The organism is Mesorhizobium sp. L-2-11 (assembly GCF_016756595.1).
Classification (GTDB): Bacteria; Pseudomonadota; Alphaproteobacteria; order Rhizobiales; family Rhizobiaceae; genus Mesorhizobium.
The window spans coordinates 4,382,071-4,404,783 of record NZ_AP023257.1; the positions used below are offsets into that span (position 1 = coordinate 4,382,071).

General features: G+C 62.2%; 22 protein-coding genes, 1 tRNA gene and 1 pseudogene. 10 read left to right on the top strand and 14 right to left on the bottom strand.

Annotated elements, in window-relative coordinates:
* Positions 1 to 239 precede the first annotated feature (239 nt).
* Positions 240 to 1,430 (top strand): hypothetical protein, encoded by a 1,191-nt coding sequence (locus tag JG739_RS21050; RefSeq protein ID WP_202363210.1) that lies wholly within the window; start codon positions 240 to 242, stop codon positions 1,428 to 1,430.
* Between the two features lie 82 nt (positions 1,431 to 1,512).
* Here JG739_RS21050 and aspS read toward each other — a convergent pair whose 3' ends face one another.
* A complete protein-coding gene (gene aspS, locus JG739_RS21055) occupies positions 1,513 to 3,303 on the bottom strand; it encodes an aspartate--tRNA ligase (protein ID WP_202367555.1) in 1,791 nt (596 codons plus the stop codon).
* Between the two features lie 264 nt (positions 3,304 to 3,567).
* Between aspS and JG739_RS21060 the strand changes: the two genes are divergently transcribed.
* From JG739_RS21060 to rnd, 3 genes are all read left to right on the top strand, one after another.
* Entirely contained in the window at positions 3,568 to 4,071 is a 504-nt protein-coding gene (locus JG739_RS21060; protein ID WP_202363211.1) for a DUF3280 domain-containing protein, read from the top strand.
* Between the two features lie 167 nt (positions 4,072 to 4,238).
* Positions 4,239 to 5,483 (top strand): MFS transporter, encoded by a 1,245-nt coding sequence (locus tag JG739_RS21065; RefSeq protein ID WP_202363212.1) that lies wholly within the window; start codon positions 4,239 to 4,241, stop codon positions 5,481 to 5,483.
* Positions 5,484 to 5,580: 97 nt separating this feature from the next.
* A complete protein-coding gene (rnd, locus tag JG739_RS21070) occupies positions 5,581 to 6,732 on the top strand; it encodes a ribonuclease D (protein WP_202363213.1) in 1,152 nt (383 codons plus the stop codon).
* A gap of 85 nt (positions 6,733 to 6,817) precedes the next feature.
* Here the strand turns inward: rnd and JG739_RS21075 are convergent, their stop codons facing one another.
* The gene (locus JG739_RS21075) at positions 6,818 to 7,360 is read right to left on the bottom strand and encodes a hypothetical protein (protein WP_202363214.1); all 543 of its coding nucleotides are present in this window, start codon (positions 7,358 to 7,360) and stop codon (positions 6,818 to 6,820) included.
* 25 nt (positions 7,361 to 7,385) lie between these two features.
* Positions 7,386 to 8,888 carry an IMP dehydrogenase gene (gene guaB, locus JG739_RS21080; RefSeq protein ID WP_202363215.1) on the bottom strand — a complete coding sequence of 501 codons (1,503 nt, stop codon included), beginning with the start codon at positions 8,886 to 8,888 and terminating at the stop codon, positions 7,386 to 7,388.
* 617 nt (positions 8,889 to 9,505) lie between these two features.
* On the opposite strand from guaB, the gene JG739_RS21085 reads away from it, so the two are divergent.
* A complete protein-coding gene (locus JG739_RS21085) occupies positions 9,506 to 10,924 on the top strand; it encodes an MFS transporter (protein WP_202363216.1) in 1,419 nt (472 codons plus the stop codon).
* 56 nt (positions 10,925 to 10,980) lie between these two features.
* Here JG739_RS21085 and JG739_RS21090 read toward each other — a convergent pair whose 3' ends face one another.
* Positions 10,981 to 11,691, bottom strand: a complete 711-nt coding sequence (locus JG739_RS21090) for an RlmE family RNA methyltransferase (RefSeq protein ID WP_202363217.1) — start codon at positions 11,689 to 11,691, stop codon at positions 10,981 to 10,983.
* A gap of 136 nt (positions 11,692 to 11,827) precedes the next feature.
* Positions 11,828 to 13,285, bottom strand: a complete 1,458-nt coding sequence (locus JG739_RS21095; protein ID WP_446720571.1) for a Ppx/GppA phosphatase family protein — start codon at positions 13,283 to 13,285, stop codon at positions 11,828 to 11,830.
* Between the two features lie 268 nt (positions 13,286 to 13,553).
* On the opposite strand from JG739_RS21095, the gene JG739_RS21100 reads away from it, so the two are divergent.
* The gene (locus JG739_RS21100; RefSeq protein WP_202363219.1) at positions 13,554 to 14,486 is read left to right on the top strand and encodes a lysylphosphatidylglycerol synthase domain-containing protein; all 933 of its coding nucleotides are present in this window, start codon (positions 13,554 to 13,556) and stop codon (positions 14,484 to 14,486) included.
* Between the two features lie 98 nt (positions 14,487 to 14,584).
* Positions 14,585 to 14,658, top strand: a tRNA-Gln gene (locus JG739_RS21105).
* A gap of 177 nt (positions 14,659 to 14,835) precedes the next feature.
* On the opposite strand, the gene tnpC is transcribed toward JG739_RS21105, so the two are convergent.
* From tnpC to JG739_RS21120, 3 genes are all read right to left on the bottom strand, one after another.
* Complete coding sequence (tnpC, locus tag JG739_RS21110; RefSeq protein ID WP_183445373.1) at positions 14,836 to 16,476, bottom strand: IS66 family transposase; 1,641 nt, start codon at positions 16,474 to 16,476, stop codon at positions 14,836 to 14,838.
* A 76-nt stretch (positions 16,477 to 16,552) separates the two neighbouring features.
* Positions 16,553 to 16,897: an IS66 family insertion sequence element accessory protein TnpB gene (gene tnpB, locus JG739_RS21115; protein ID WP_183445374.1), complete on the bottom strand. Its 345-nt coding sequence runs from the start codon at positions 16,895 to 16,897 to the stop codon at positions 16,553 to 16,555.
* Positions 16,894 to 17,280 (bottom strand): transposase, encoded by a 387-nt coding sequence (locus JG739_RS21120; protein WP_183445375.1) that lies wholly within the window; start codon positions 17,278 to 17,280, stop codon positions 16,894 to 16,896. The genes tnpB and JG739_RS21120 overlap by 4 nt, the downstream gene beginning before the upstream one ends.
* A 637-nt stretch (positions 17,281 to 17,917) precedes the next feature.
* Here JG739_RS21120 and JG739_RS21125 point away from each other — a divergent pair.
* On the top strand, positions 17,918 to 18,073 hold the full coding sequence (locus tag JG739_RS21125) for a hypothetical protein (protein WP_202363220.1): 156 nt from the start codon (positions 17,918 to 17,920) through the stop codon (positions 18,071 to 18,073).
* Between the two features lie 596 nt (positions 18,074 to 18,669).
* Here JG739_RS21125 and JG739_RS21130 read toward each other — a convergent pair.
* Together JG739_RS21130 and JG739_RS21135 are read right to left on the bottom strand one after the other, a co-directional pair.
* Positions 18,670 to 18,816 carry a hypothetical protein gene (locus JG739_RS21130; protein ID WP_202363221.1) on the bottom strand — a complete coding sequence of 49 codons (147 nt, stop codon included), beginning with the start codon at positions 18,814 to 18,816 and terminating at the stop codon, positions 18,670 to 18,672.
* A gap of 498 nt (positions 18,817 to 19,314) precedes the next feature.
* Positions 19,315 to 19,647, bottom strand: a pseudogene (locus JG739_RS21135) (IS1 family transposase); the annotation flags it as partial.
* Between the two features lie 222 nt (positions 19,648 to 19,869).
* On the opposite strand from JG739_RS21135, the gene JG739_RS21140 reads away from it, so the two are divergent.
* Complete coding sequence (locus tag JG739_RS21140) at positions 19,870 to 20,544, top strand: peroxiredoxin-like family protein (RefSeq protein ID WP_202367556.1); 675 nt, start codon at positions 19,870 to 19,872, stop codon at positions 20,542 to 20,544.
* 105 nt (positions 20,545 to 20,649) lie between these two features.
* On the opposite strand, the gene JG739_RS36065 is transcribed toward JG739_RS21140, so the two are convergent.
* From JG739_RS36065 to JG739_RS21155, 4 genes are all read right to left on the bottom strand, one after another.
* Complete coding sequence (locus JG739_RS36065) at positions 20,650 to 20,778, bottom strand: hypothetical protein (RefSeq protein WP_274609395.1); 129 nt, start codon at positions 20,776 to 20,778, stop codon at positions 20,650 to 20,652.
* The gene (locus JG739_RS21145) at positions 20,775 to 21,080 is read right to left on the bottom strand and encodes a hypothetical protein (RefSeq protein WP_202363223.1); all 306 of its coding nucleotides are present in this window, start codon (positions 21,078 to 21,080) and stop codon (positions 20,775 to 20,777) included. Before JG739_RS21145 ends, JG739_RS36065 begins: the two co-directional genes overlap by 4 nt.
* A 77-nt stretch (positions 21,081 to 21,157) precedes the next feature.
* Positions 21,158 to 21,352 carry a DUF982 domain-containing protein gene (locus JG739_RS36395; RefSeq protein WP_202363224.1) on the bottom strand — a complete coding sequence of 65 codons (195 nt, stop codon included), beginning with the start codon at positions 21,350 to 21,352 and terminating at the stop codon, positions 21,158 to 21,160.
* A 28-nt stretch (positions 21,353 to 21,380) separates the two neighbouring features.
* On the bottom strand, positions 21,381 to 21,878 hold the full coding sequence (locus tag JG739_RS21155) for a hypothetical protein (protein WP_202363225.1): 498 nt from the start codon (positions 21,876 to 21,878) through the stop codon (positions 21,381 to 21,383).
* An 87-nt stretch (positions 21,879 to 21,965) separates the two neighbouring features.
* On the opposite strand from JG739_RS21155, the gene JG739_RS21160 reads away from it, so the two are divergent.
* The gene (locus tag JG739_RS21160; protein ID WP_202363226.1) at positions 21,966 to 22,217 is read left to right on the top strand and encodes a hypothetical protein; all 252 of its coding nucleotides are present in this window, start codon (positions 21,966 to 21,968) and stop codon (positions 22,215 to 22,217) included.
* Positions 22,218 to 22,713: the final 496 nt, after the last annotated feature.

The window sequence follows — 22,713 nt, forward strand, 5'->3', positions numbered from 1 at the left end:
GCGGGTGATTCGCGGCAAGAGGCGCTTGAATGGGGTAGCCTCTTGCGCAACACGAACTGGACGCACTGCTGCGCCGACCAACATCAATCGGTTACATCAGGGCTCTACGGCAATGGATGGATTTGCCTTTAGCCATGGTTTTCGACCATTGTGCGGGAGAATGCCTTTTTCCCGTCCAGTTCGTCACGAAAGGGTGACGGCGCAACGAATTGAAAACAATCTTCACTCAGGGAACCGCAATGACGATCAGACGCTCGACACTCAACAAACTCGCATTTTCGACCTTGCTGGTGACACTGCCGCTGCACGCGGCCTTCGCGCAGGATGCGGCGGTCGCCGACCGGCTGAAGGCGGCTCTCGCCGCCCAGGGCGTCGACATCTCCTGGACCGGGGTGACGGGCGATGCCTCCAGCATGGTGCTGCAAGGCGTGACCTTCAAACCGGGGGCCGAAAAGGAAGCGTTCAAGATCGGCGACATCAAGCTCGAAGGCGTGAGCGAAGCCAATGGCGGCTATGAAATCGAAACCGTCTCGACTTCGGCATTCCAGCACAGCGAAAACGGCGTCACGCTCGACCTCAGCCCCTTTATCATCCACGACATGACCGTTCCGGCCGACGGCGCCACAGGCCCGCTCGGTTCAATGATGATGTATGAATCAGCCGAGCTCGACAACATGACGGTCAAGGTCGCCGACAAGACCGCCTTCTCGATGGACGGGCTCGCCATCGAAATCACCCCGCCGGCCGACGGTAAGGCGATGGCGTTTTCCGGCACCACGGAAAAGTTCAATGCCGACCTGACGCTGGTCGAGGACCCAAAGTCCAAGGAGGTGATCAACGCGCTCGGTTACCAGAACATCACCGGAAACCTTGCCATGGAGGGCACCTGGCAGCCTGCGGACGGCAAGATGGAGCTGTCGAAATACGACATCTCCGTTGACAATGCCGGAACGCTCGGCATGACCTTCGGTTTCGGCGGCTACACGCTTGACGTCATCAAGTCGCTGCAGGAGATGCAGAAGAAGATGGCGGCGCAGCCCGAAGGCGCCGACAATTCGGCGCAAGGCATGGCCATGCTCGGCGTCTTGCAGCAGCTTTCGTTCAACAGTGCTTCGATCCGCTTCGACGACGATTCGCTGACCAACAAGGTGCTCGATTATGTCGGCAAGCAGCAAGGCATGTCCGGTAAGGACGTCGCCAACCAGGCCAAGGCGGTCGTGCCTTTCGGCATGGCGCAGCTCAACAATCCGGAATTGACGGCGCAGGTGTCGGCTGCGGTCGGCAAATATCTCGACGATCCGCAAAGCATCGAGATCCTGGCCAAGCCGCCGGCAGCGGTGCCGTTCGCGCTGATCATGGCGGGCGCCATGTCCAACCCGACAGACCTGACGAAGACGCTTGGCGTGACGGTCAAGGCGAACGAGGACTGACCGGAGCGATCCCTTGAAGCAAAAAGCCCGGCAGCGATGCCGGGCTTTTTTATGAGTCGATAGAGACGGTTGCGGGAGGTTTTTAAGCCTCTTTCTTGGTCACTGCGACGCGCAACGACAATTCGCGAAGCTGTTGCGGGCTGGCTTCCGACGGCGCGCTCATCAACAGATCATAGGCCTGCTGGTTCATCGGGAACATCGTCACTTCGCGCAGGTTCCTGGCACCAACCAGCAGCATGACGACGCGGTCGATGCCGGCCGCCATGCCGCCGTGCGGCGGTGCGCCGTACTGGAAGGCGCGGTAGAGGCCACCGAAGCGCTGCTCGACCGTCTCGCGATTAAGCCCGACGGTCTCGAATGCCTTGACCATGGTCTCCGGCAGATGGTTGCGGATGCCGCCGCTAGCAATCTCGAAACCATTGCAGACCATGTCATATTGGAAAGCCTTGATGCCGAGCAGATCCTCGCCGTTGAGCGCATCGATGCCGCCCTGCGGCATCGAGAACGGGTTGTGGGCGAAATCGATCTTTTTCTCGTCCTCGTTCCATTCGAAGAAGGGAAAGTCGACGATCCAGCACAGTTCGAAACGGTCGCGATCGACAAGGTTCAGCTCCTCGCCGGCGCGGGTGCGCGCCGCGCCCGCGAACGAGACGAACTTTTTCGGGTCGCCGGCGACGAAGAAGGCGGCGTCGCCATCGGCAAGGCCGAGCTGGAGGCGGATCGCCTCGGTGCGCTCCTCGCCGATGTTCTTGGCGAGCGGACCGGCGCCTTCGAGCTTCTCGCCCTCCTTGCGCCAGAAGATGTAGCCGAGGCCAGGCTGGCCCTCGCCTTGCGCCCACGAATTCATCCGGTCGCAGAAAGCCCGCGAACCACCGGTCCTGGCCGGAATGGCCCAGACCTCGGCCTTCGGGTCGTTGGCAAGGATGCTGGCGAACACCTTGAATCCGGACCCGCGAAAATGATCGGAGACCGCCTGCATCTCGATCGGGTTGCGCAGGTCGGGCTTGTCGGTGCCGTATTTGCGCATGGCGGCGTCGTAAGCGATGCGCGGAAACGCCTGCGTCACCGGCTTGCCGGCGGCAAAGGTCTCGAACACGCCCCGCATTACCGGTTCCATTGTTGCCAGAACGTCGTCCTGCTCGACGAAGCTCATCTCCAGGTCGAGCTGGTAGAATTCGCCCGGCAGGCGGTCGGCGCGCGGGTCCTCATCGCGGAAGCACGGCGCTATCTGGAAGTAACGGTCAAAGCCCGACACCATGATCAATTGCTTGTATATCTGCGGCGCCTGCGGCAGCGCGTAGAAGGTGCCGGGATGGATGCGTGACGGCACCAGAAAATCACGCGCCCCTTCGGGCGACGAAGCGGTCAGGATCGGCGTCGAGAATTCGGTGAAGCCGACCTCGCCCATGCGCTTGCGCATCTCGGCGATGATTTTTGTCCGCGCCACAATGTTCTTGTGCAGCGTGTCGCGGCGCAAATCGAGGAAGCGGTATTTGAGACGGATGTCCTCGGGATAGTCCGGCTCGCCGAATACCGGCAGCGGCAGTTCCCTGGCCGCCGAAAGCACTTCGATCTCGCGCGCGAAAACCTCGATCTCGCCGGTCGGCAAATTGGCGTTCGCCGTCTCGGCCAGACGCGCCTTGACCTCGCCGTCGACGCGGATGACCCATTCGCCGCGCACGGTCTCGGCGATCTTGAAAGCCGGCGAATCCGGGTCGGCGACGATCTGGGTCAGGCCATAGTGGTCGCGCAAATCGATGAACAGCAGGCCGCCATGATCGCGCACGCGATGCACCCAGCCCGACAAGCGAACGGAAGAGCCGACGTCGCTCTTCCTCAACTGGGCACAGGTATGGCTGCGGTAACGATGCATTGTCATTGGTAAGTCCGGATGTTTGATTGCGCCCAAGGCATGATGGCCCGGCCGGAAAATTTGCGCGAAAAGCACATGAGAGACCGGCTTTGTCAAGGCAGGCGGCGCACGGGTGGCATCTCTGGTTGGACTTCGGCTTTCGCTCGAGGTTCCCTGAAAAGACCACGCCACAGTTAAAGCGTAGAGTTTGCGCTGCTTTGATTTGATTGTGATCAGGATGATTAAGCCGTGTACAATGGCCGTCACATTGGCGGGAGGACGACCATGCGCATTCGCACATTGACGGTCCTGATAACGCTGCTTGTTGGCACCTGCACATTTGCACAGGCCCAGACAAAGCCGATGTCGATCGAGGTGTTTCCTTTCGAATTGGAAGACAAGAGCGCTGGCGCAGGAATAATTCCGCCGGATGAACACGACAGGCGCTATCTGTCCGAGTCGGCACAAATGGCGAAGGACATGCTCTCCCAGTCCGGGCGTTTTACGGTGGTTGATGTGCCAGCCGGGGATATGCAGGCGGTGGCGCCGCACGGATTGCGCAACTGCGGCGGCTGTGAAGGCAAGATCGCCAAAGAACACGGCGCCTCTCTTGCCTTGCTGGGCGTCGTGACGCGGGTCAACCGAACGGAGCATACGATGTTCATTCGCATTCTCGACGCTGAAACCGGGAAACCTGTTTCCCAAGGCTTTACCGATCTGCGCATGGGTGCGAATTACGCGTGGCCCCGCTCCGTGAAATGGCTGATGACAAACAGAATTCTGCGGTAGGACGCCCCACCATCCAAGCGCGCCATCGGGAGCGCGAAAGATTGCCCCTCAGCCAAAAAATCAAACTGAGAAACCGGTTGCCGGCGCTGGCCTGCTAACCGCCGGGAATTGCCGCTGGCATTGGCGCAGGCGATGGTTCAAGAAGCATCAACGACAGGCCTTCCTTCATGTCCTCCATGCGCCCGCTGATCCCGCTCCTTATTGCCGCCGGCATCCTGCTCGGCGGCAACGGCCTGCAGAGCACCTTGATCGCATTGCGCGGTGCGCAGGAGGGGTTTTCGGCCTCGACCATCGGCCTGATGGGGACGTTCTATTTCGCCGGCTTCCTGCTCGGCTGCCTCGCCGTCACCCACATCATGAAGGCCGTCGGACATGTGCGCGCGTTTTCCGCGCTGGCGGCGATCGCTTCGGCCGGAACATTGCTTTTGGTGCTGGTCGTCGACCCGGTCATGTGGTGCGCGTTGCGTCTCGCCGGCGGCTTCTGCTTCGCCGGCCTGTTCACCATCATGGAAGCCTGGCTCAATTCCGGGGCCGCCAACAAGGATCGCGCGCGGGTACTGGCCATCTACCGGATGGTCGACATCGGTTCGGTCACCGGCGCACAGTTCCTGATCCCGATCGTCGGCGCCAGTGGTTTCGCCATCTTCGCCGTCATGTCGATCATGATCACGCTCTCGCTGGTGCCGGTGTCGCTCGGCGACCGCTCCAACCCGACCCCGCCCGAAGACGTCAAGCTCGACCTCGCCCGCGTCTGGCGGATCTCGCCGCTCGGCTGCTTCGGCTGCATTGCCGTCGGCGTCACCAACAGCGCTTTTCGCACCTTGTCGCCGGTCTATGCCGAACAGATCGGCATGTCGGTCACCGACGTCGTCACCTTCGTCAGCGTCGGCATCTTCGGCGGCGCCATCATCCAGTATCCGCTCGGCTATTTGTCCGACCGCTGGGACCGGCGTTCCGTGCTGCTGATAACGACGTGCTGCGCGCTGCTGGCGTCGCTGGCGCTGGTGTTCTGGGCGCGCAGCGACCCGTCGCTCAACTTCGTGATCGTCTTCATCTTCGGCTGCTTCGCCATGCCGCTCTATTCGCTGTCGGCGGCGCATTCCAACGACCGCGCCGACAAGGGCGAGTTCGTGCTGATCAACGCGGCGCTGATGCTGTTCTATTCCTTCGGCGCCATTGGCGGACCGTTCGCCGCCTCGACGGCGATGCAGTATTTCGGGCCAAGCGCGCTGTTCGTGTTCACCGCCACCGTCTACGCCATCTTCGTCGTCGTCATCCTCTACCGGATGCAGGTGCGATCCGGCGTGCCGGCGGGCAAACGCAGCCGTTTCATCGGCCTCTTGCGCACTTCGACGGTGTTCGCCCGGCTGGCCAAGCGCAACGATGATTCCGACGGGCCTGAGAAGCGATGATGACGGCCCCCTATGTCTTGAACCCCGTGGGGCGGCTTGACGAAAGCCCGCGCGGCTGAAATTGAAGGGGACCTACCCTTTTGCCAAAAGCGATTTGATGCACGTCATCACCACCCAAAAAGAACTCGAAACAGCCCTCGCCGCGTTCGAAAAGTCGGATTTCGTCACCGTCGACACCGAATTCATTCGCGAAACGACCTTTTGGCCGATCCTGTGCCTGATCCAGATGGCGGCACCCGGCGTGACGGCGCTGATCGACCCGCTGTCACCCGATATCGACCTGAAGCCGTTCTTCAGGCTGATGGCCAACGAGGCGGTCGTCAAAGTCTTCCATGCGGCGCGCCAGGATATTGAAATCATCGTTCATCTCGGCGATCTGGTGCCGCATCCGGTGTTCGACACCCAGGTGGCGGCGATGGTTTGCGGCTTCGGCGACAGCGTCTCCTATGACCAACTCGTCCAAAAAATCACCGGCGCTCGGCTCGACAAGTCCTCACGTTTCACCGACTGGCGCCACCGGCCGCTTTCCGAGAAGCAGCTCGACTACGCGCTTGCCGACGTCACCCATCTGATCGAGGTCTACCAGCACCTCAGCGCCGAGCTGGTGCGGGAAAACCGCGCCCATTGGCTGAATGAGGAGATGGACGTGCTGACCGCCCGCGAAACCTACGATCCGCATCCCGAGGACGCCTGGAAGCGGCTGAAGATGCGGCTGCGCAAGCCGCAGGAGCTGGCGATCGTGCAAGCGGTGGCGGCATGGCGCGAGCGTGAGGCGCGCGAACGCGATGTGCCGCGCGGCCGGGTGCTCAAGGACGACGCTATCTACGAGGTGGCGCAGCAGGCGCCGCGCGACGCGGCAGCACTCGCCAAGCTGCGCACCACGCCGAAAGGCTGGGAACGCTCGGCGACGGCAACAGCCCTGCTTGGTGCGGTCAACAGCGCGCTTGCCTTGCCCAGGGAAGAGATGCCGAAGCTGCCGAAGAGTTTTCAGCCGCCCGAAGGCTCCAACGCCGCCGCTGAACTGCTGAAAGTGCTGTTGCGGATCGTCGCCGAAAAGGAGGGCGTCGCTTCGAAGGTGCTGGCCTCGAGCGACGACATCGACCGCATCGCCGCCGAGGGCGAGGACGCCGACGTGCCGGCATTGCAAGGCTGGCGACGCGCCGTGTTCGGCGAGGCGGCGCTCAAACTGGTGCGCGGCGAGCTCGCCATCAAGTTCGACAAGCGCAAGATCGCGCTGTTCGACGTGTAGCCAAGCGTTCGAGCGAACGCCGGCGTGAAGATCTCGACAGACCGGGCTCTTTGCGCGTCCAATTAGGACGCGGCTCTGTCAGTTCTTACGCCCGACGCCGCTGCCCCATCAGCTGGAAAGCCGCGATGACGGTCACCGGTATCGCCAGAAGCGCGAATTTGGTGACGATCAGCGCCGAGGCGTGGGACAGCGAGTCCGGATTGGCCGACAGGAAGTCGGAGAGCATGCGGGCCACCGCGAAGTTCTGCGCATAATCGGCAAGCGTGTAGGGCAGCACCAGGACGAGCGCGAACAGCGACTGAAGCTGGGCGGACAGAGCCCGGAAGTTCTTCAGCCGCCGCCCGGCGGCAAGGATGAGGCTGACCAATGTCAGCGACAGCAGCGCCGGGAACAGCAGGTCGAAGGTCAAATAATGCCAGACCAGGATGATCTCGCTGCCGCGACGGCCGAGTGCCGTCAGCCAGGCCATACCCTCGTCCGGGGTGAACCCGGCAAAGCGCAAATCGAGCGACGGCAGGCCGCTGCTCAGCTGGCGGAAATACAGGAACTCCATTGCCGTCATGGCGACGAAAACCGCCACGCAGACAAAACAGAGCGCGGCTGCGTGGCGCGACAGCCGCAGCATCATTGCCGTCAGGCTTCGTGCGATCTGGTTAGGCTCCGCCGGGGTAATTCGGGCTTTCGCGGGTGATCGTGACGTCATGGGCGTGGCTTTCACGAAGTCCGGCGTTGGATATGCGTACAAAGGTGGCGCGGTCGCGGAAATCGGCAAGGTCGCGCGCGCCGACATAGCCCATGGCGGCTTTCAGGCCGCCGGCAAGCTGATGCAGCACGCCGGACACGGGCCCTTTGTAAGGCACCTGCCCTTCGATGCCTTCCGGCACCAGTTTCAGCGTGTCGCGCACCTCGGCCTGGAAATAGCGGTCGGCGGAGCCACGCGCCATGGCGCCGACCGAGCCCATGCCGCGATAGGCTTTGAACGAGCGGCCCTGGTGCAGATAGACTTCGCCAGGGCTCTCGTCGGTGCCGGCCAGCAGCGACCCGATCATCGCGGCACTGGCGCCAGCGGCGAGCGCCTTGGCGAGATCGCCGGAATATTTGATGCCGCCATCGGCGATGACTGAGACGCCCGATTTCTGCGCCGTCTCGACCGCCGACATGATTGCCGAAAGCTGCGGCGTGCCGACGCCGGCGACGATGCGAGTGGTGCAGATGGAGCCGGGGCCGATGCCGACCTTGACGGCGTCGGCGCCGGCATCGATCAGCGCCAGCGTGCCCTCCGATGTGGCGACGTTGCCGGCCAGGATGCGAACCGAATTGGACAGTTTCTTGGCCCGCGTCACCGCATCGAGCACGCGTTGCGAGTGACCATGCGCGGTGTCGATCACCAAAAGGTCGACACCGGCATCGATGAGCCGCTCGGCGCGCTCAAAACCGTCATCGCCGACGCTGGTGGCGGCCGCCGCGCGCAAGCGTCCCTGCACGTCCTTGGTGGCGTGCGGATTGAGCTGCGACTTCTCGATGTCCTTGACGGTGATCAGCCCGACGCAATTGCCGCCGCTATCGACCACGACCAGCTTTTCGATGCGGTGCTGGTGCAGGAGCCGCTTGGCCTCGTCCTGATCGACGTTCTCCTTGACCGTGATCAGGTTCTCACGGGTCATCAGCTCGTAGACTTTTTGGGCCGGGTCGGAAGCGAAGCGCACGTCGCGGTTGGTCAGGATGCCGACCAGCCGTCCCACCTTATGCCCGCCGGCGCCGCCATTCTCGACCACCGGAATGCCCGAGATGCTGTAGGTGCGCATCAGACCGAGCGCGTCGGCGAGCGTCGCGTCGGGGCCGATGGTGACCGGGTTGACCACCATGCCGGATTCGAATTTCTTGACTTGCCGCACCTGCTCGGCCTGTTCGGCCGGCGAGAAATTGCGGTGGATGACGCCGATGCCGCCGGCCTGGGCCATGGCGATGGCAAGACGCGCCTCGGTGACGGTATCCATGGCGGCGGACAGGATCGGCACGTTGAGGTCGATGTCGCCGGCAATGCGGGTGCGGATATCGGTTTCGCCGGGCATGACCTCGGAATGACCCGGCTGCAGCAGCACATCGTCAAAAGTCAGCGCCAATGCGCCCGTGGACGTTTCGATAATCTTTGCCATGGCCAGCCCTCGGAATGCATGAAAAGCGCTGGACCGGATGGACAGCGCCGACTCGTCTTCTTCCCTCTCAGGATTGGCGCTGGCTCGTAACACGTCCCGTCGCCGTTGAAAAGCCGATTGCTTGTGCACGACAGGGCGACGAACTCAGCTTGATCCTTTCGCGGTGACGGATGGCGACCGGCATTCACCGCTGGTGATTGGAGAAAGCCGAAGCGGCATCGATCTCCCCTCTTGCGGGGGAGATGTCCGGCAGGACAGAGGGAAGGATCGCGGCTTCATTCCAGCTTGGGTTCCTCGCCCCCACGAAAGTGGGGGAGAGGTGGCTCGGCGAAGCCGAGACGGAGAGGGGGAACCGCGCCCTACGAAAGCCCCCTCTCCGGCCGCTTCGCGGCCACCTCTCCCCCGCTCCGCGGTGGGCGAGGAACCCAGGTCTTGGCAGGGTTTTTTATTCAGGCGCCATTTCTTCCCGGCTCCGAACTGGCACGGCTGCCGCGGTCGCACAAATGTGACAGCAAGTTAAGGCGACATCCAACCCAACCCGTGGTAACCGGCCCGCGTATCGGCTTGCCCCCCTGGGCCCGGCAATCGGCGGCAACAATCGAATCCGGACGCGCTCCATGAACCGCACCATCCCGCTTATCCTGGCGGTCGCCCTTTTCATGGAAAACATGGATTCGACCGTTCTCGCGACGTCGCTGCCGGCGATCGCCGTCGACCTCCAGACCAGCCCGGTGGCTCTCAAGCTGGCGCTGACCGCCTATCTGGTGTCGCTGGCGGTGTTCATTCCGATCAGCGGCTGGATGGCCGACCGTTTTGGCGCCAAGACCGTGTTTCGCGCGGCGATTGCCGTGTTCATCGCCGGTTCGGTCGCTTGCGCGATGTCGAATTCGCTGCCGGCTTTCGTGATCTCACGCTTCCTGCAAGGTATTGGCGGCGCCATGATGACGCCCGTGGGACGGCTTGTGCTGGTGCGCGCCACGCCCAAGAGCGAACTCGTCGCCGCGATGTCGTGGCTGACTGTTCCGGCATTGGTCGGGCCGCTCGTCGGGCCACCGGTCGGCGGCTTCATCACCACCTATTTCAGCTGGCACTGGATTTTCCTGATCAATGTGCCGATCGGGCTGATCGGCATCTGGCTGGCGACGCGCTTCCTGCCGGAGACCGGGCCGGCGCGGACACCGCCGCTCGACTTCATCGGCTTCGTGCTGAGCGGCCTGGCGGCATCGGGCATCGTCTTCGGCCTGTCGGTGGTCAGCCTGCCGGCCTTGCCGCCGATTGCCGGCTTCCTCACCGTGGCTGTCGGGCTGGTTTCAGCCGTGCTTTACCTCCTGCATGCGCGCCGCGCCAAAAATCCGCTGCTGGCGCTCGAGCTGTTCCGCAACCAGGTGTTCCGCGCCTCGGTCCTCGGCGGCGGGCTGTTTCGCATCGGCATCGGCGCCGTGCCCTTCCTTTTGCCGCTGATGTTCCAGATCGGCTTCGGGCTGACGCCGTTCCAGTCGGGAATGATCACCTTCGTGGCGGCGATCGGCGCGATCGGCATGAAATTCGTCACCGCGCTGATCTTCAGGATCGCCGGTTTCCGCCGCGTGCTGATCTTCGGCTCGCTGATCGCGGCGGCGTCGATCGCCATCAACGGCCTGCTGACGCCCGAGACGCCCTATCTGCTGATCCTCGCCGCCCTGCTCGCCGGCGGCTTCATCCGCTCGATGTTCTTCACAGGCATCAACGCGCTAGCGTATGCCGAGATTTCGACCGCCGACACCAGCCGGGCAACGCCGATCGCCGCAGTGTTCCAGCAACTGTCGATCGCGCTCGGCGTGGCGCTGGCCGGCGGCATCCTGGAAGTGTCGACGACAATCCATGGCGGGCCGCTGAGGCTGAGCGACTTCCACATCGCATTCTTCATTGTCGCAGCCGTGTCGGCCGCCGCATCGCTGTCGTTCATGCAGCTGGCGCCCGATGCCGGCAACGCCGTATCGGGTCATGGCGGGCTGACGGCGCCCAAGACGGTGGGGGTGAGCCCACCGGGGAGTTGAGAGCGGAGGGTGCAGAACCTTTCGTTGCCGGCGGGCCAGGAACGCTACGCCGCGCTTTACCCTGCCCCGCTTCCGCCCTTAAAATCCTTCGCCAGCAGATAAAGCTCCACCGACTCATCGCGCGAGGCCGGCGGCTTGACGTGACGGACCGAGCGGAAATTCTGCTTGAGCCTGGCGAGCAATTCGTTCTCGGCGCCGCCCTGAAAAGTCTTGGCGAGGAAATGGCCGCCCGGCTTCAGCACCGATAGCGCGAAATCGGCGGCCACCTCGCACAGATACATGGTGCGGATGTGATCGGTTCGGCGATGGCCGGTGGTGGGTGCGGCCATGTCGGACAAGACGATGTCCGGTTGGCCACCGAGCGTTTCGGCGAGCTTTTCCGGCGCCTGCGGGTCGAGAAAATCCATCAACAGCACCGGCGCGCCGGGCACCGCGTCCATCTCCAAATAGTCGATGCCGACGACATGCGGGTGTTCGGCCGTCGATTTCGTGCGCGCGGCGACGACCTGGCACCAGCCGCCGGGTGCCGCACCAAGGTCGATCACCTTCATGCCGGGCTTGAGCAGATGGTGCTTGTCGTCGATCTCGATCAGCTTGTAGGCGGCGCGCGAGCGGTAGCCATCGGCCTTGGAGCGCTGGACATAGGGGTCGTTGATGTGGCGCTGCAGCCAGCGACGCGACGATTCCTTCAGGCCGCTTTTCTTCTTGATCCGCGTCTTCAGCACGCGAATGCCGGCGGTACCGGGCTTCTGCGGTTTCTTGGTCATTGGCTGACTTCTTGTTCGAGCATGATCTTTTCCGAAAACCGGCCGCCACTTTTCGCTGACGCGGTCCTTCGGTTCGGAATCATGATTTCTCGTTTGAGCATGATCTTTTCTGAAAACCGGCCGCCACTTTTCGGGATCATGCTCTGCCCCGCCCGTTGTTGCGCCAGACGCCGTCGTCGGCCATCAATTCGCTCAATATGCCCTCGCGCAGACCGCGGTCGGCGACGCGCAGCCGCTCCGAGGGCCACACCGCGCGGATCGCTTCCAGGATGGCGCAGCCGGCCAGCACCAGATCGGCGCGATCGGCGCCGATGCAGGGATTGGCGACGCGCTGCTGAAAATCCCAGCCGACCAGTTTTTCGACCATGCGATCGACGCTGTCACGGTCCATCCACAGACCGTCGACGCGGCGGCGGTCGTAGCGGTCCAGGTCGAGGTGAACGCCGGCCAGCGTCGTCACCGTGCCCGAGGTGCCGAGCAGGTGGAATTTCGGGCTGGCGAGCACATGGCTCAGCCGGTCGCGCCCGTCGAAGGCGTGCAGGCGCACAGCCACATCCTCGACCATGGCGGCAAAGATCTCGCGGGTGACGGCGCGGCCGCCGAAGCGCTCGGCCAGCGAGACGACGCCGACCGGCAGCGACGTCCACGAGACGATGTGGTTGGCGAGCCTCGGCGAGCGGTGGCCGGTGAGATCGATCAGCGCGATCTCCGAGGAGCCGCCGCCGATGTCGAACAGGACGACGCCTTGCGTGTCGCGGTCGACCAGCGAGCCGCAGCCCGACACCGCCAGCCGCGCTTCGGTCTGGCGGTCGATGATCTCGAGTTTTAGCCCCGCCTCGCGCTCGACGCGGTCGAGGAACTCGGCGCCGTTCGCGGCCGTGCGGCAGGCTTCGGTGGCGATCAGCCGGGCCTTCCTGATCTTGCGGCTGCGCAATTTGTCGCCGCAGATCTTCAGCGCCTCGACCGCACGGTCCATCGCCGGCTGCCCGAGCCGGCCATTGGCGGTGAGGCCCTCGCCCAGCCTGACGATGCGCGAGAAAGCGTCGATGACGCGGAACTGACCGTGGCGCGTCGGCACCGCCACCAGCAGCCGGCAATTATTGGTGCCGAGATCGAGTGCCGCAAACACCGGCAGTTCCTGCAGCGGCGGGCGGCGAGCATCCGGCTCCGGCCTGCCTGGCGCAACCGACGGCAAAGCCGCGACGATCTCCGCGGGCGGGCGGTTGGCTGGAGCGCTGACAGCAGCCGCCGCCACTCCGGCCGCGGCGAGGCGAGCGTCGTCGCGCGCAAAAACCTTGCGGCCGCGCCGGCGTTTGCGCCGCTTCCTGGTCTTGGCCTTCTGGCCATTCTGATGCTGGGACGCGTCGCCTGCCTGTCCGTGCCCGGACCAAGGCTGCACCGGGCGGCCATTGTGCCGGCCGGCGGGTGGGCTTGCTTGGCCCGAAGGCGGCGGCGAAGCCCTGGACACGCCCACTTCCGGCGCGCCGGCGCCGGTGTCGTGGTCTTCCACTTCAGTTCCTTCCGGCGCCGCGCGAACCGGAGACCGGACGCAGCAGGCGCTTTCATGTGTTCTAAGTTGCCGCCAGACTAGCAGCGCCGGGCCGGATCACCAAGAGCGCAGGGGCCGAATTTTGTCGGCGGCATTGTCTCGCCGCTCCGCTCGGCCCGATGATCGCGGGAAAGAGGGGGCGCGAAGGATCGCCAGCCTTTCCTTCTCCTGCAGCAACGCGCCTTCGCAGTTGAATAGCCGGCTTCGATAAGGCATTTCTGAAATGGTGGGATGAAACATTCAATATCGCCGGCTGTTTACGTAACGCGAACCGGAACAGGGCAACGGGGCTGCAACGCATGATCGTCACGCGATGAACTGGAGGCGTTATTTCTGGCCGGTCGTCGGCGTTGCGGCGGTCGTCTTCTCGCTGTGGCTGCTGCTGCACGAGCTGCGCGGCATTTCGCTGGACGACGTCTGGGACGGCATCGTCGCCATCCCTGCCCGCGGCTGGGTGCTCGCCGCGTTGAGCTCGGTCATCGCCTATGCGTCGCTGGCCGGCTACGATCACATCGCGCTCCTGCATATCGGCAAACGAGTGTCGTGGCTGTTCGTCACCCTGTGCTCCTTCACCACCTACGCGCTGTCGCACAATATCGGCGGCTCGGTATTTTCAGGCGCGGTGATCCGCTACCGCGCTTACGGAACCAGGGGGCTGACCGGCAAGGACGTCGGCATTCTGGTGGCGATCTGCTGGATCACCTTCGTGCTGTCGACAGTGTTGGTCTCAGGCATCGTGCTGATGCTCGCGCCGGAGATCGTCGACCGTTTTTCCGGCACACCGCATCATCGGCTTTCGCAGGCGGCGGGGCTCGCGATGCTGCTTGTGGTGGCGGCCTATGTCTTCGGCAGCTGGCTGCACCTCAGGCCGCTGAAGATCGGCAGCTTCCAGGTCCATTATCCGGCGCTGCCGATCGTCGCCCGGCAATTGCTGATCGGCCCGATTGAGCTTTTGGCGGCGGCAGCGATCATCTTCTTTGCCCTGCCCGTATCAGGCAATCCCGGATATTTCGTCGTGCTCGGCGTCTTTCTGGTGTCGTTCTCGGTCGCCCAGATCTCGCATGCGCCGGGCGGGCTCGGCGTGTTCGAGGTCGTCTTCCTGACCGGCCTGTCGCATATGGAGCCGGTCGGCGTGCTGGCCGCACTGCTGGTGTTCCGGCTGTTCTACCTGATCATCCCGCTGGTGATGGGGCTCGGTGTCGTGCTGTATTTCGAGCACTCGCAGCTCGGGCGGGGTGAGAATTGAAATGCCTTCGGCAGGCTTGACTATTTTCCGGCGGCGGCTACAAGGCACGCGCGGCGACATTGTCGCCCTGCCGCGTGGTTTTCAACAGCCGCGCCTGCTGGGGAATAGGTTAACGGTAGACCCACGGACTCTGACTCCGTTAGTCCTGGTTCGAATCCAGGTTCCCCAGCCAAGAACTTCATGAATGAAAACAATTGGTTACGCAGCACCATCGCGACCGGCGCGTGTTGCATGGGTTTTCACGTCCTGTAGCGCTCAACCCCTTGCTTTCCGGGCCTGTCTCGGTCCGTCCCTTGTTGTCATTGCAACATGACTGCAACACGGATCAGCCCATTTGTTCCGTAAGCGGTCAGCCGATAACGTCAGGCCTAAAGTTCCAAGGCATGAGCATTTCGATTTCGGATGCCGGCCAGCCTTGAGCGATGCGGGTCAAGGTCTGCGAGAGCCAGTCGAGCGGATCGACGCTGTTCATTTTGCAGGTTTGCAGCAAGGTGGCTACCGTCGCCCAGGTTCGTCCACCGCCGTGGCTGCCGGCGAATAGACTATTCTTTCGCGTGATCGTCTGGGGCCTGATTGCACGCTCGACGATATTGGAGTCGATTTCGATGCGACCGTCCATCAGAAAGCGTTCCAGCGCCTCCCGCCGGGTGAGCGCGTAGCGGATCGCCTCGGCGGTCTTGGATTTTCCGGAGACCTTGCCCAGTTCCGCTTCCCATAGATCGAAGAGGCTCGCGACAATGGCCACGGACTTTTCCTGACGTAGCGCGGCGCGGCTTCCGGCATCCTTGCCGCGGACCTCGTCCTCGACCTTCCACAATTCGGTCATGGCGATGATCGAATCCGTCGCGGCCTGCGAGACCCCGCTGATGTGCAGGTCGTAGAATTTGCGCCGCAGGTGAGCCCAGCACCCGGCGAGCCGGATTGTTTCATTGCTGCCGGCTTTGGCCCGTGCCTTGACCAGGTTGGTATAGGCCGAGTAGCCATCCACTTGCAGGATACCGCTGAATCCGGCGAGGTGGCGCGCCACGCAATCCGCACCTCTGCTGTCTTCAAAACGATAGGCAACCATTGGCGGACTGGTTCCGCCATAGGGTCGGTCATCCCGTGCGTAGGCCCACAACCAGGCTTTCGTGGTTTTCCCGGAACCAGGGGCAAGGGTGGGCAAGGTCGTCTCGTCGGCGAAGACCCTTTCGCCCTCCTTGATGCGCTCCAGTATGTAATCAGCAAGCATCTGCAGCTCGAAGCCCAGATGCCCCATCCACTGCGCCATCAACGACCGGCTGATCTCGACGCCGTCGCGCAGATAGATCGCCTCCTGCCGATAAAGCGGGAGGCCGTCGGCGTATTTGGAGACGGCGATATAGGCGAGCAGCCGCTCCGTCGGCAGCCCGCTTTCGATGATGTGCGCCGGCGCCAGAGCCTGGACCACGCCGTCACGGCCCCGGAAGGCGTATTTGGGACGGCGCGTGACGATGACCTGGAACTTCGGCGGCACGACGTCCAGCCGCTCGGATCGATCCTCGCCGATCAGAACCTTTTCAAGCCCCTCGCAGTCGGCCGGGATTTCCGGCTCGACGACCTCCTCGATGCGTTCGAGGTGGGCAGCAAAGCCCTTGCGCGGACGCGGGGCGCGCTTCGGCTTGTTCCCGACCGCGCGGTCGAGTTCGCTCCGGATTTCCGAAAGGCCGGTCTCGACCTCTTCGAAGGCAAAGGAGGCCTGCTCGTCGTCGATGGCCAGGCGTAGCCGCTCGGAACGCGTGCCATGTTGCGTGCGCTGTAAAACTTTCAGGATTGACGTGAGATTGGCGATCCGCTCGCTGGCGCTTTTCTCGACAGCTTTCAGCCGGGCGACCTCCGCCTCAGATGCTGCGATCCGAGCGTCGGCGACTGCGATCCGGGCCTCGCTTGCAGCCTGCTCGCGAGCCATGGAAAGGATCATCGCCTTCAGCGCATCAACGTCGTCGGGAAGGGCAAGACCCGGTAGAACCATGGCAAGCAACAGAGCACAAAAACAGCCGCTTTCCCAACCGTTCCAGCCGCATGATTCATCTTGCCGCAGGCCGGTTTCAGCCCGTCGATAACGGCCGCCTGACCCTGGCCGGACGAATCTTTTTCCAGTCCAGTCCGGCCAGAAGCGCCATCAACTGGGCGTGGTCGAGACGCATGCGCGCGGCCGATATCCCCGGCCAGCAGAAGCTGTGATCTTCCAGAGTCTTCGAATAAAGACAAACCCCGCTGCCGTCCCACCACACGATGCGAACCCGGTCCGCACGCTTCGAACGGAATACGTGAAGTGCCCCCGAGAATGGGTCCAGGCCGCCATCCCTGACCAGCGCCATCAAAGATGCCGCGCCCTTGCGGAAGTCGACCGGCTGGCACGACACGTAAACCACCACACCGGAAGCGATCATGCCTTACGAACCGCGCGGATGATCCTCGCCAGGCGATCGGGATCGACATCGCCGCCGGCGCGCACCACTGCGTCGCCAATGACGATTTCCACCGTGTCGCTGCCCACCGCTTCAAAGCGCGTGAACTTCGCCGGCTTGCTCGCTCCCTCCGTCAGTGGCGCAACCATGCCCGACGAAAGCGCCTTGCGGCGCCACGCATAGAGCTGCGAGGGGTCCAGCCCCTCGGAACGCGCAACCGCCGAGACATTGCCCCCTGGCGAGAACGCTTCGGCGACAAGCCGTGCCTTCTCTTCGTCCGACCGATGGCGCGGCTTGCGTCGGGACGGCACAGGCTCCGCCGTCAAAATCTCGAATGTTCGATGATGGCTCATACTGTCGCTCATAGGATTCTCCGCATGATTCATGCTGAAAATGAGCGATCAACCGCCTGCACGCTACGTGGGGACGCCTACGCGCTTACTTTGTTCCCGCCATGTTCGCAGCGAAGAAAGCCCGCAACCGTGAGGCAGCGGGCTTGTTTGATTCGCCAGTTGAGGCAACATTCCACCCTGAGCGGCCCTACGGCTCCGGTACCAAGTGTCAGATCTTGACCACTAGAGGCGATGGCTGCCTGGGTGAGCGACTGGTATTCTTCTGCTCATAGCAATCCATGGCGGCATGCGGCGCAGTTGCTGCTGTCAGCGTCGGCTTATGAGTAGAACCTGTGTCGGCGGTGTTGGCAAACCTGATTCAAGACCGGGGCAGGAGCCTGAATCAAATCTCGCCGCAATTAGAAAGCCGCCAGTCGACAAACAACTAACTGCTGACCTTCTCCGCATATGCATAAAGGTACTACATGCGTCACTCTTCCGTTGTGTCCTCTATCAACAGTGCGATATCGGCAGGCGAGCTTTGGCAAGAGATTGATGCCGAGGTGAATGAGTGCGTAGCCGCCACGTCCAAGCTCGGCGGCAAGGGGTACGTCATCATCACGGATGGGCCACAGACGCAGGTGACGCGCAAAACACGTGGACGTGGCTTTTGGCGGCACTGGCCGAAGCTAAGTTGCCGATGGAGGCCGCCAGCTACATCGCAGACGCACTCGTTATGAGCGATAACTTTGAATGGAGTGACGATGCAGTGGCCGAGGCTCTTTTCTTCCTCTCCGATGAGAGCCGACCGCAAACGGCCTTTTGAGTAAACCGCAGAGAGGCAGAAAGCACTGTCAAGTCAACTACTTGGAGGGATGGCCGAGCGGTTTAAGGCACCGGTCTTGAAATTCGGTGCCAGCCATACCGAGCCATATCGCAGCGTCCCTGCAAAGCCTTCTCTAGCAAGGGTTTGAAGACTCGCCAGCGCCGTTTGTGCCGCGTCGTCCCTTCCAATACCGCAGCGTTGCGTTGCAAAAAGCGTAGCAGCACGTTCTTAGCCTGTTCCCCAAACGATGAAGCCCGCCACCATGAGGCAGCGGGCTAACTGGGAATTTCGCGTTGAGACGTCAGGGGCGCCTCTTGGTTTCCTGCCGTACGTTCCCGCGATCGGAACGAGCAAGCGGCTGTTCGCCTGACTATGTTCGAAGGGCTCGATACGAGCCCATTCCGGTCATTGGTCGTCATCCACTCTGTCAGCCGGGCGAACACGCCGGTGGTTCGAATTGAGGCTACTTCGGCGGAACCACGTCGACCAGCGTGCTTGGACACCGCGCCCTCTCAACCCGGTCGGCCGCGCTCGACGAGATTATCCTGAAAACCATCGCCGAAACGGAAATCCCCTGATTGGTTGTCATTCCAACCCTATCCTTCCACAACCTCCGCGGCTTGCTTGCGCGCAATCGCATTGGCGGTAGCTGCAGCCGCGGCCGCTTGCTTCTCATCACTTCCCACCTGGACCGTGGGCTGGGCAAAATGGATGCCGTTCGCCGCGAACGCCTGCTGGATCATGGTGTAAGCCTGCCGTCTGACGACGGACTGGTGACCGGGCTGGGTAGTGTCTCAGTTTGAAATTTTAGGATCTCCGCAGCGGAGGGAGTGCCTAACCTGTGCCAGGCTTCTTCATAGTGGGGAAGCGCATAAGACTTTGGCGCTAGCCAATACGATACCGCGCCAGCCTGACTCGTTCCGCGCTGTGCTGCGGCTTTCACTTCATCTTTCGTGAGGACATAGCAGGTCGGTGCTGCGGTGTTCGCATTGATCGTTACAACCCACCAATCTGAGCGAAGCGTGTCCAGAGAACGACCCAACGGTACCGGGAATCTCTTCGATAGAGCTTTTGACTGAATCGGCAGGACGCGGCTCTCATCGTCACTTACGGCATAGAGGTCCGCGCCCCTAGCGTTGCGTACGGTGGGCATTACATGCCAACCGCGCCGCGATAATTCGCGCGCTACGTGGTATAGACCGGCGTTGCCCGTCAATTGATGTCGCATTTTTATCCCCCTACTAGGCTTGCCGTTTGTACGGGCCGCGCTTGCCCGGCTTCGGCGCAACGGCCTCCATCTTCTCGCAAAGGTCTTCCATAGACCAGAGCGTCTTGGACACGCCAGCGGCCATTGCAGGCGTCATTTTCAGCGTCTTGTGCATTTTGATGAAGTTGTACCGGACGGTGTAAATCGCGACCATGTGGACATGGTTTTCGAACTTCTTTGAGAATGCATTGGTGATGCGCGTGAAGCGGCGGTTTGCCATGCGCATGGTGAGATTGGCGCGCTCGATATGCGACGTGCTGACGTGCACCGGATCGGGATTGCCTTCAATCCGCGTCTTGGTCGCGCCAGTGCCCATCTAGTAAAAGCGTTGCCCTCCGTAAGAACTAGCGTCCGCCCTCTCCGTGCTATAAAATGGAATATCGACGCCGACGACGCCGACGACGCCGACCGCGACGCCGTCCTAAGGCCGACCGCCATTTCAGCATGCCCAAGGACGTATGTGCCGCACATGGGCTCAAGCCACCCGCCCGCACATCCGTTGTGGATTGACCCGCGAGGAGGGATCAGCATGTCAGAACGTCTCAACATAGGCCCGCTGCAACCTGGTGAAACTGCGCCCAATGTCGTGCTCGACGCGATTACCCGCGAGGGCAAGATCGCCATCGACGATTTCCGAGGCGAGAAACCAGTGCTGGTTGGGCTGTATCGAGGTCTCCATTGTCCTTTTTGCAGGCGTCATATCGCCATGCTTTCGCAACTCACCCCCGCCCTCAACGAGAAGGGCATCGAAAGCCTGACAGTGGTCAACACGCCCATCGAGCGGGCGCGCCTGTATCTGCGGTACCATCCGATGCTCGGCCTGCTCGCGGCATCCGATCCGGAGCGGACTTCACACCGCGCCTTTGGATTGCCGAATATGCAGATCACCGAAGACGAGAGCGCATGGCCGCAAAAGGTTTCGATGAGCGATGTGAAGTCGATGCGGGTCGACTTGCCGGGCGAGATGCCTGAACCGATGGACCCGTTTGCGGCGCTCGAATATCTGAACAAGAAGGACAGCTACGATATCACGGAAGCGGATCAACAGATGATGGCCACCGGCATTGGGCAGCTCGTCGGCCAGTTCTTGCTGGACCGCGATGGCGTCGTTCGCTGGACTTCCAACGAGGTATTCGATGGCGGCCTATTCGGCGCCCCGAACACTCAGGAATTGATGTCGGCAGCGTCACAAATCGGGAGGTAAGGCGCAGCTTCGGTAGTGGGGCTAGGCGCAGGATTGCGCGAAGTTTGCGGCCGTCGCCTCACCGCTGCAGTAGATTTCTTTCGACGGTTCTCAGATGCGCCAGCATCACTTGCCGCAGCCATTGGGGCCGAAGATGCAGGTGATCTTGCCGGCTTCCGCGACAAGGGAGACGCCATGGACGATCTCCTGCTTGCCGTAGCCCGCAACGACGCTGTCTGCGACCAACGTGTTCATTGCGGACGCCCTAGATAGGTCTGCATGACTTCGGAATTTTGCACGATGTCCTCGAACGCGCCGCTGGTCACCACCCGCCCCGAATCCATGACGATGATGCGGTCGCAGACATTGCGCACCATTTCCATGTCATGCTCGACGACGAAGAAGCTGGTTCCCTGCTCGCGCAGCCTGGCGATCGCTTCCAAGATGATCTTGCGGATGTTGGGGTGGACGCCGGCCGAACCCGTGTTGCCGTGCCCGATGATTCCCGCCACCACCGGCCCGAATTCGACGCCGATTCGAATCTTTGCGTTCTTCATCTCCTATTTTGGCGTAATAGGCCGGACATAGCGCCACCCGGAACCGCCGCTGCGCATAGTCGTTGGTCCCTGCAGGTTCACGGGGCATCGAACGCGGCTTGTTGGGTGCAGTGTCCGGCCAGGCATTCCTCGATCATTCGAATTGCTTCAAGTCGGGACGGCTTGTCCATGAATGGCCATGGTTGCTGAAGCGCGTTCGCAGCTTCGGGTATCGACGCGACCACTATCGGCTTGTGATTCAGGTAAATTGTAATCGGAATGAACGTCGGCATCTTTGTCGCTCGCCAGGATTGAAGGCGGCTAAACGCGAAGACAAGGCAGTGGTTGCATCGTTGTGAATTCAGAGCGCCGCTGTCCGATACGAACGAGGCTGAAATGGCACGTCCGAAGAGCCTTGATCGTTTCGGTTCCCCTGAACGCAGAACCCCGCGCCTCACGAAGTGGGGGCGCGGGCTGATCGGAGCATCGCCCGACCGGATCAGCAACAATGTTGGTGATCAGTTGCGCCGAGTGCTCGCGCAACCAGGTCTCAACCGTAAGATTGCGCGCATCCCAACGAAGAACGACCTGAAAGCCGCTCGGATCGCGCAGCGCCGGCATCTGTTCGACCGTGGCGACACCGCCGCCGTTGTAGGCCTGCCGGATGGCTTCTTCCAGCGGCCGAAACGCGGCCTCGTCGAGGTTCATGGCTGCAATGGCGCCGTTGACGTCGCCGCGCTCCAAGCGCTCCACCACACGGCGCAGAACGATGTTGGAGCGGATGTCGTCGATCGCCTCGATAAACGCGGTCCGCAGCATCGGCTCATAGGTCGAGACAAGCTGTTCGAAACGATCACGGGGGATAGGCGTTTGAGCATTCGTTCCGGACCTTAAAAGGAGACTGGTATGGATGTCTTGGCCCATCATTCGACGGAGCTTGTGGTGCTTCGCATCGCACTCATGGCAATTGCATCAATGGTTGCTGAGCAATCGGATGACCCAGATCGGGCATTGGCTGACATGGAAGAGCGGGCACTGTCCACGTTCGATCATATGGAGATCGATTTTTCCGGTTTCGAAGGGGACATCGCTGTTGCCAAGTCTCACATGCGGTCGTCGCTGGCGTCGCTCTTTTCTGGGATATCGCTCGGCGGCTAACCCGCCACGAAAGCGATATACGCGGCCGGCGGGATCGGCCGTAGGTCCTTCATGACCAACTCGACGCCGTCGATGACGAGTGTGTCGGTGCAACATGCACGGCTGTTATCCAATCGTCCAGACGGACACTTGCATCAAGCCTACCGGCAATGTCCTCGCGCGTTTTGAAAAGGTACGCTCCTGGCGCGTCGTTGCCGAGAGCGAGACTGTCAGACGGCCGCTTTCCCACCCGAGTCGGTCGTCCAACTCGCTTGTCGGCGCGATGAGCGGCTGACGCGAACTTCGCCTCGACAGCGGGGTTGACGAAAGCGTGATCTACTCTTCCAATCGCCCGTTTGCCGTTGAATGCCGGGCGACTTGAGAACATAACATCATCCGTTCGACTAGGGCGCTATAAAGTATGACATAGCGCCGCGCCCTAGAATCTCCCTTAACCTCGACCTCATCGTCACTGTAAGGGGCGCTTGTCTTAAAGTCGGAACGTTTCGCGAAGGCC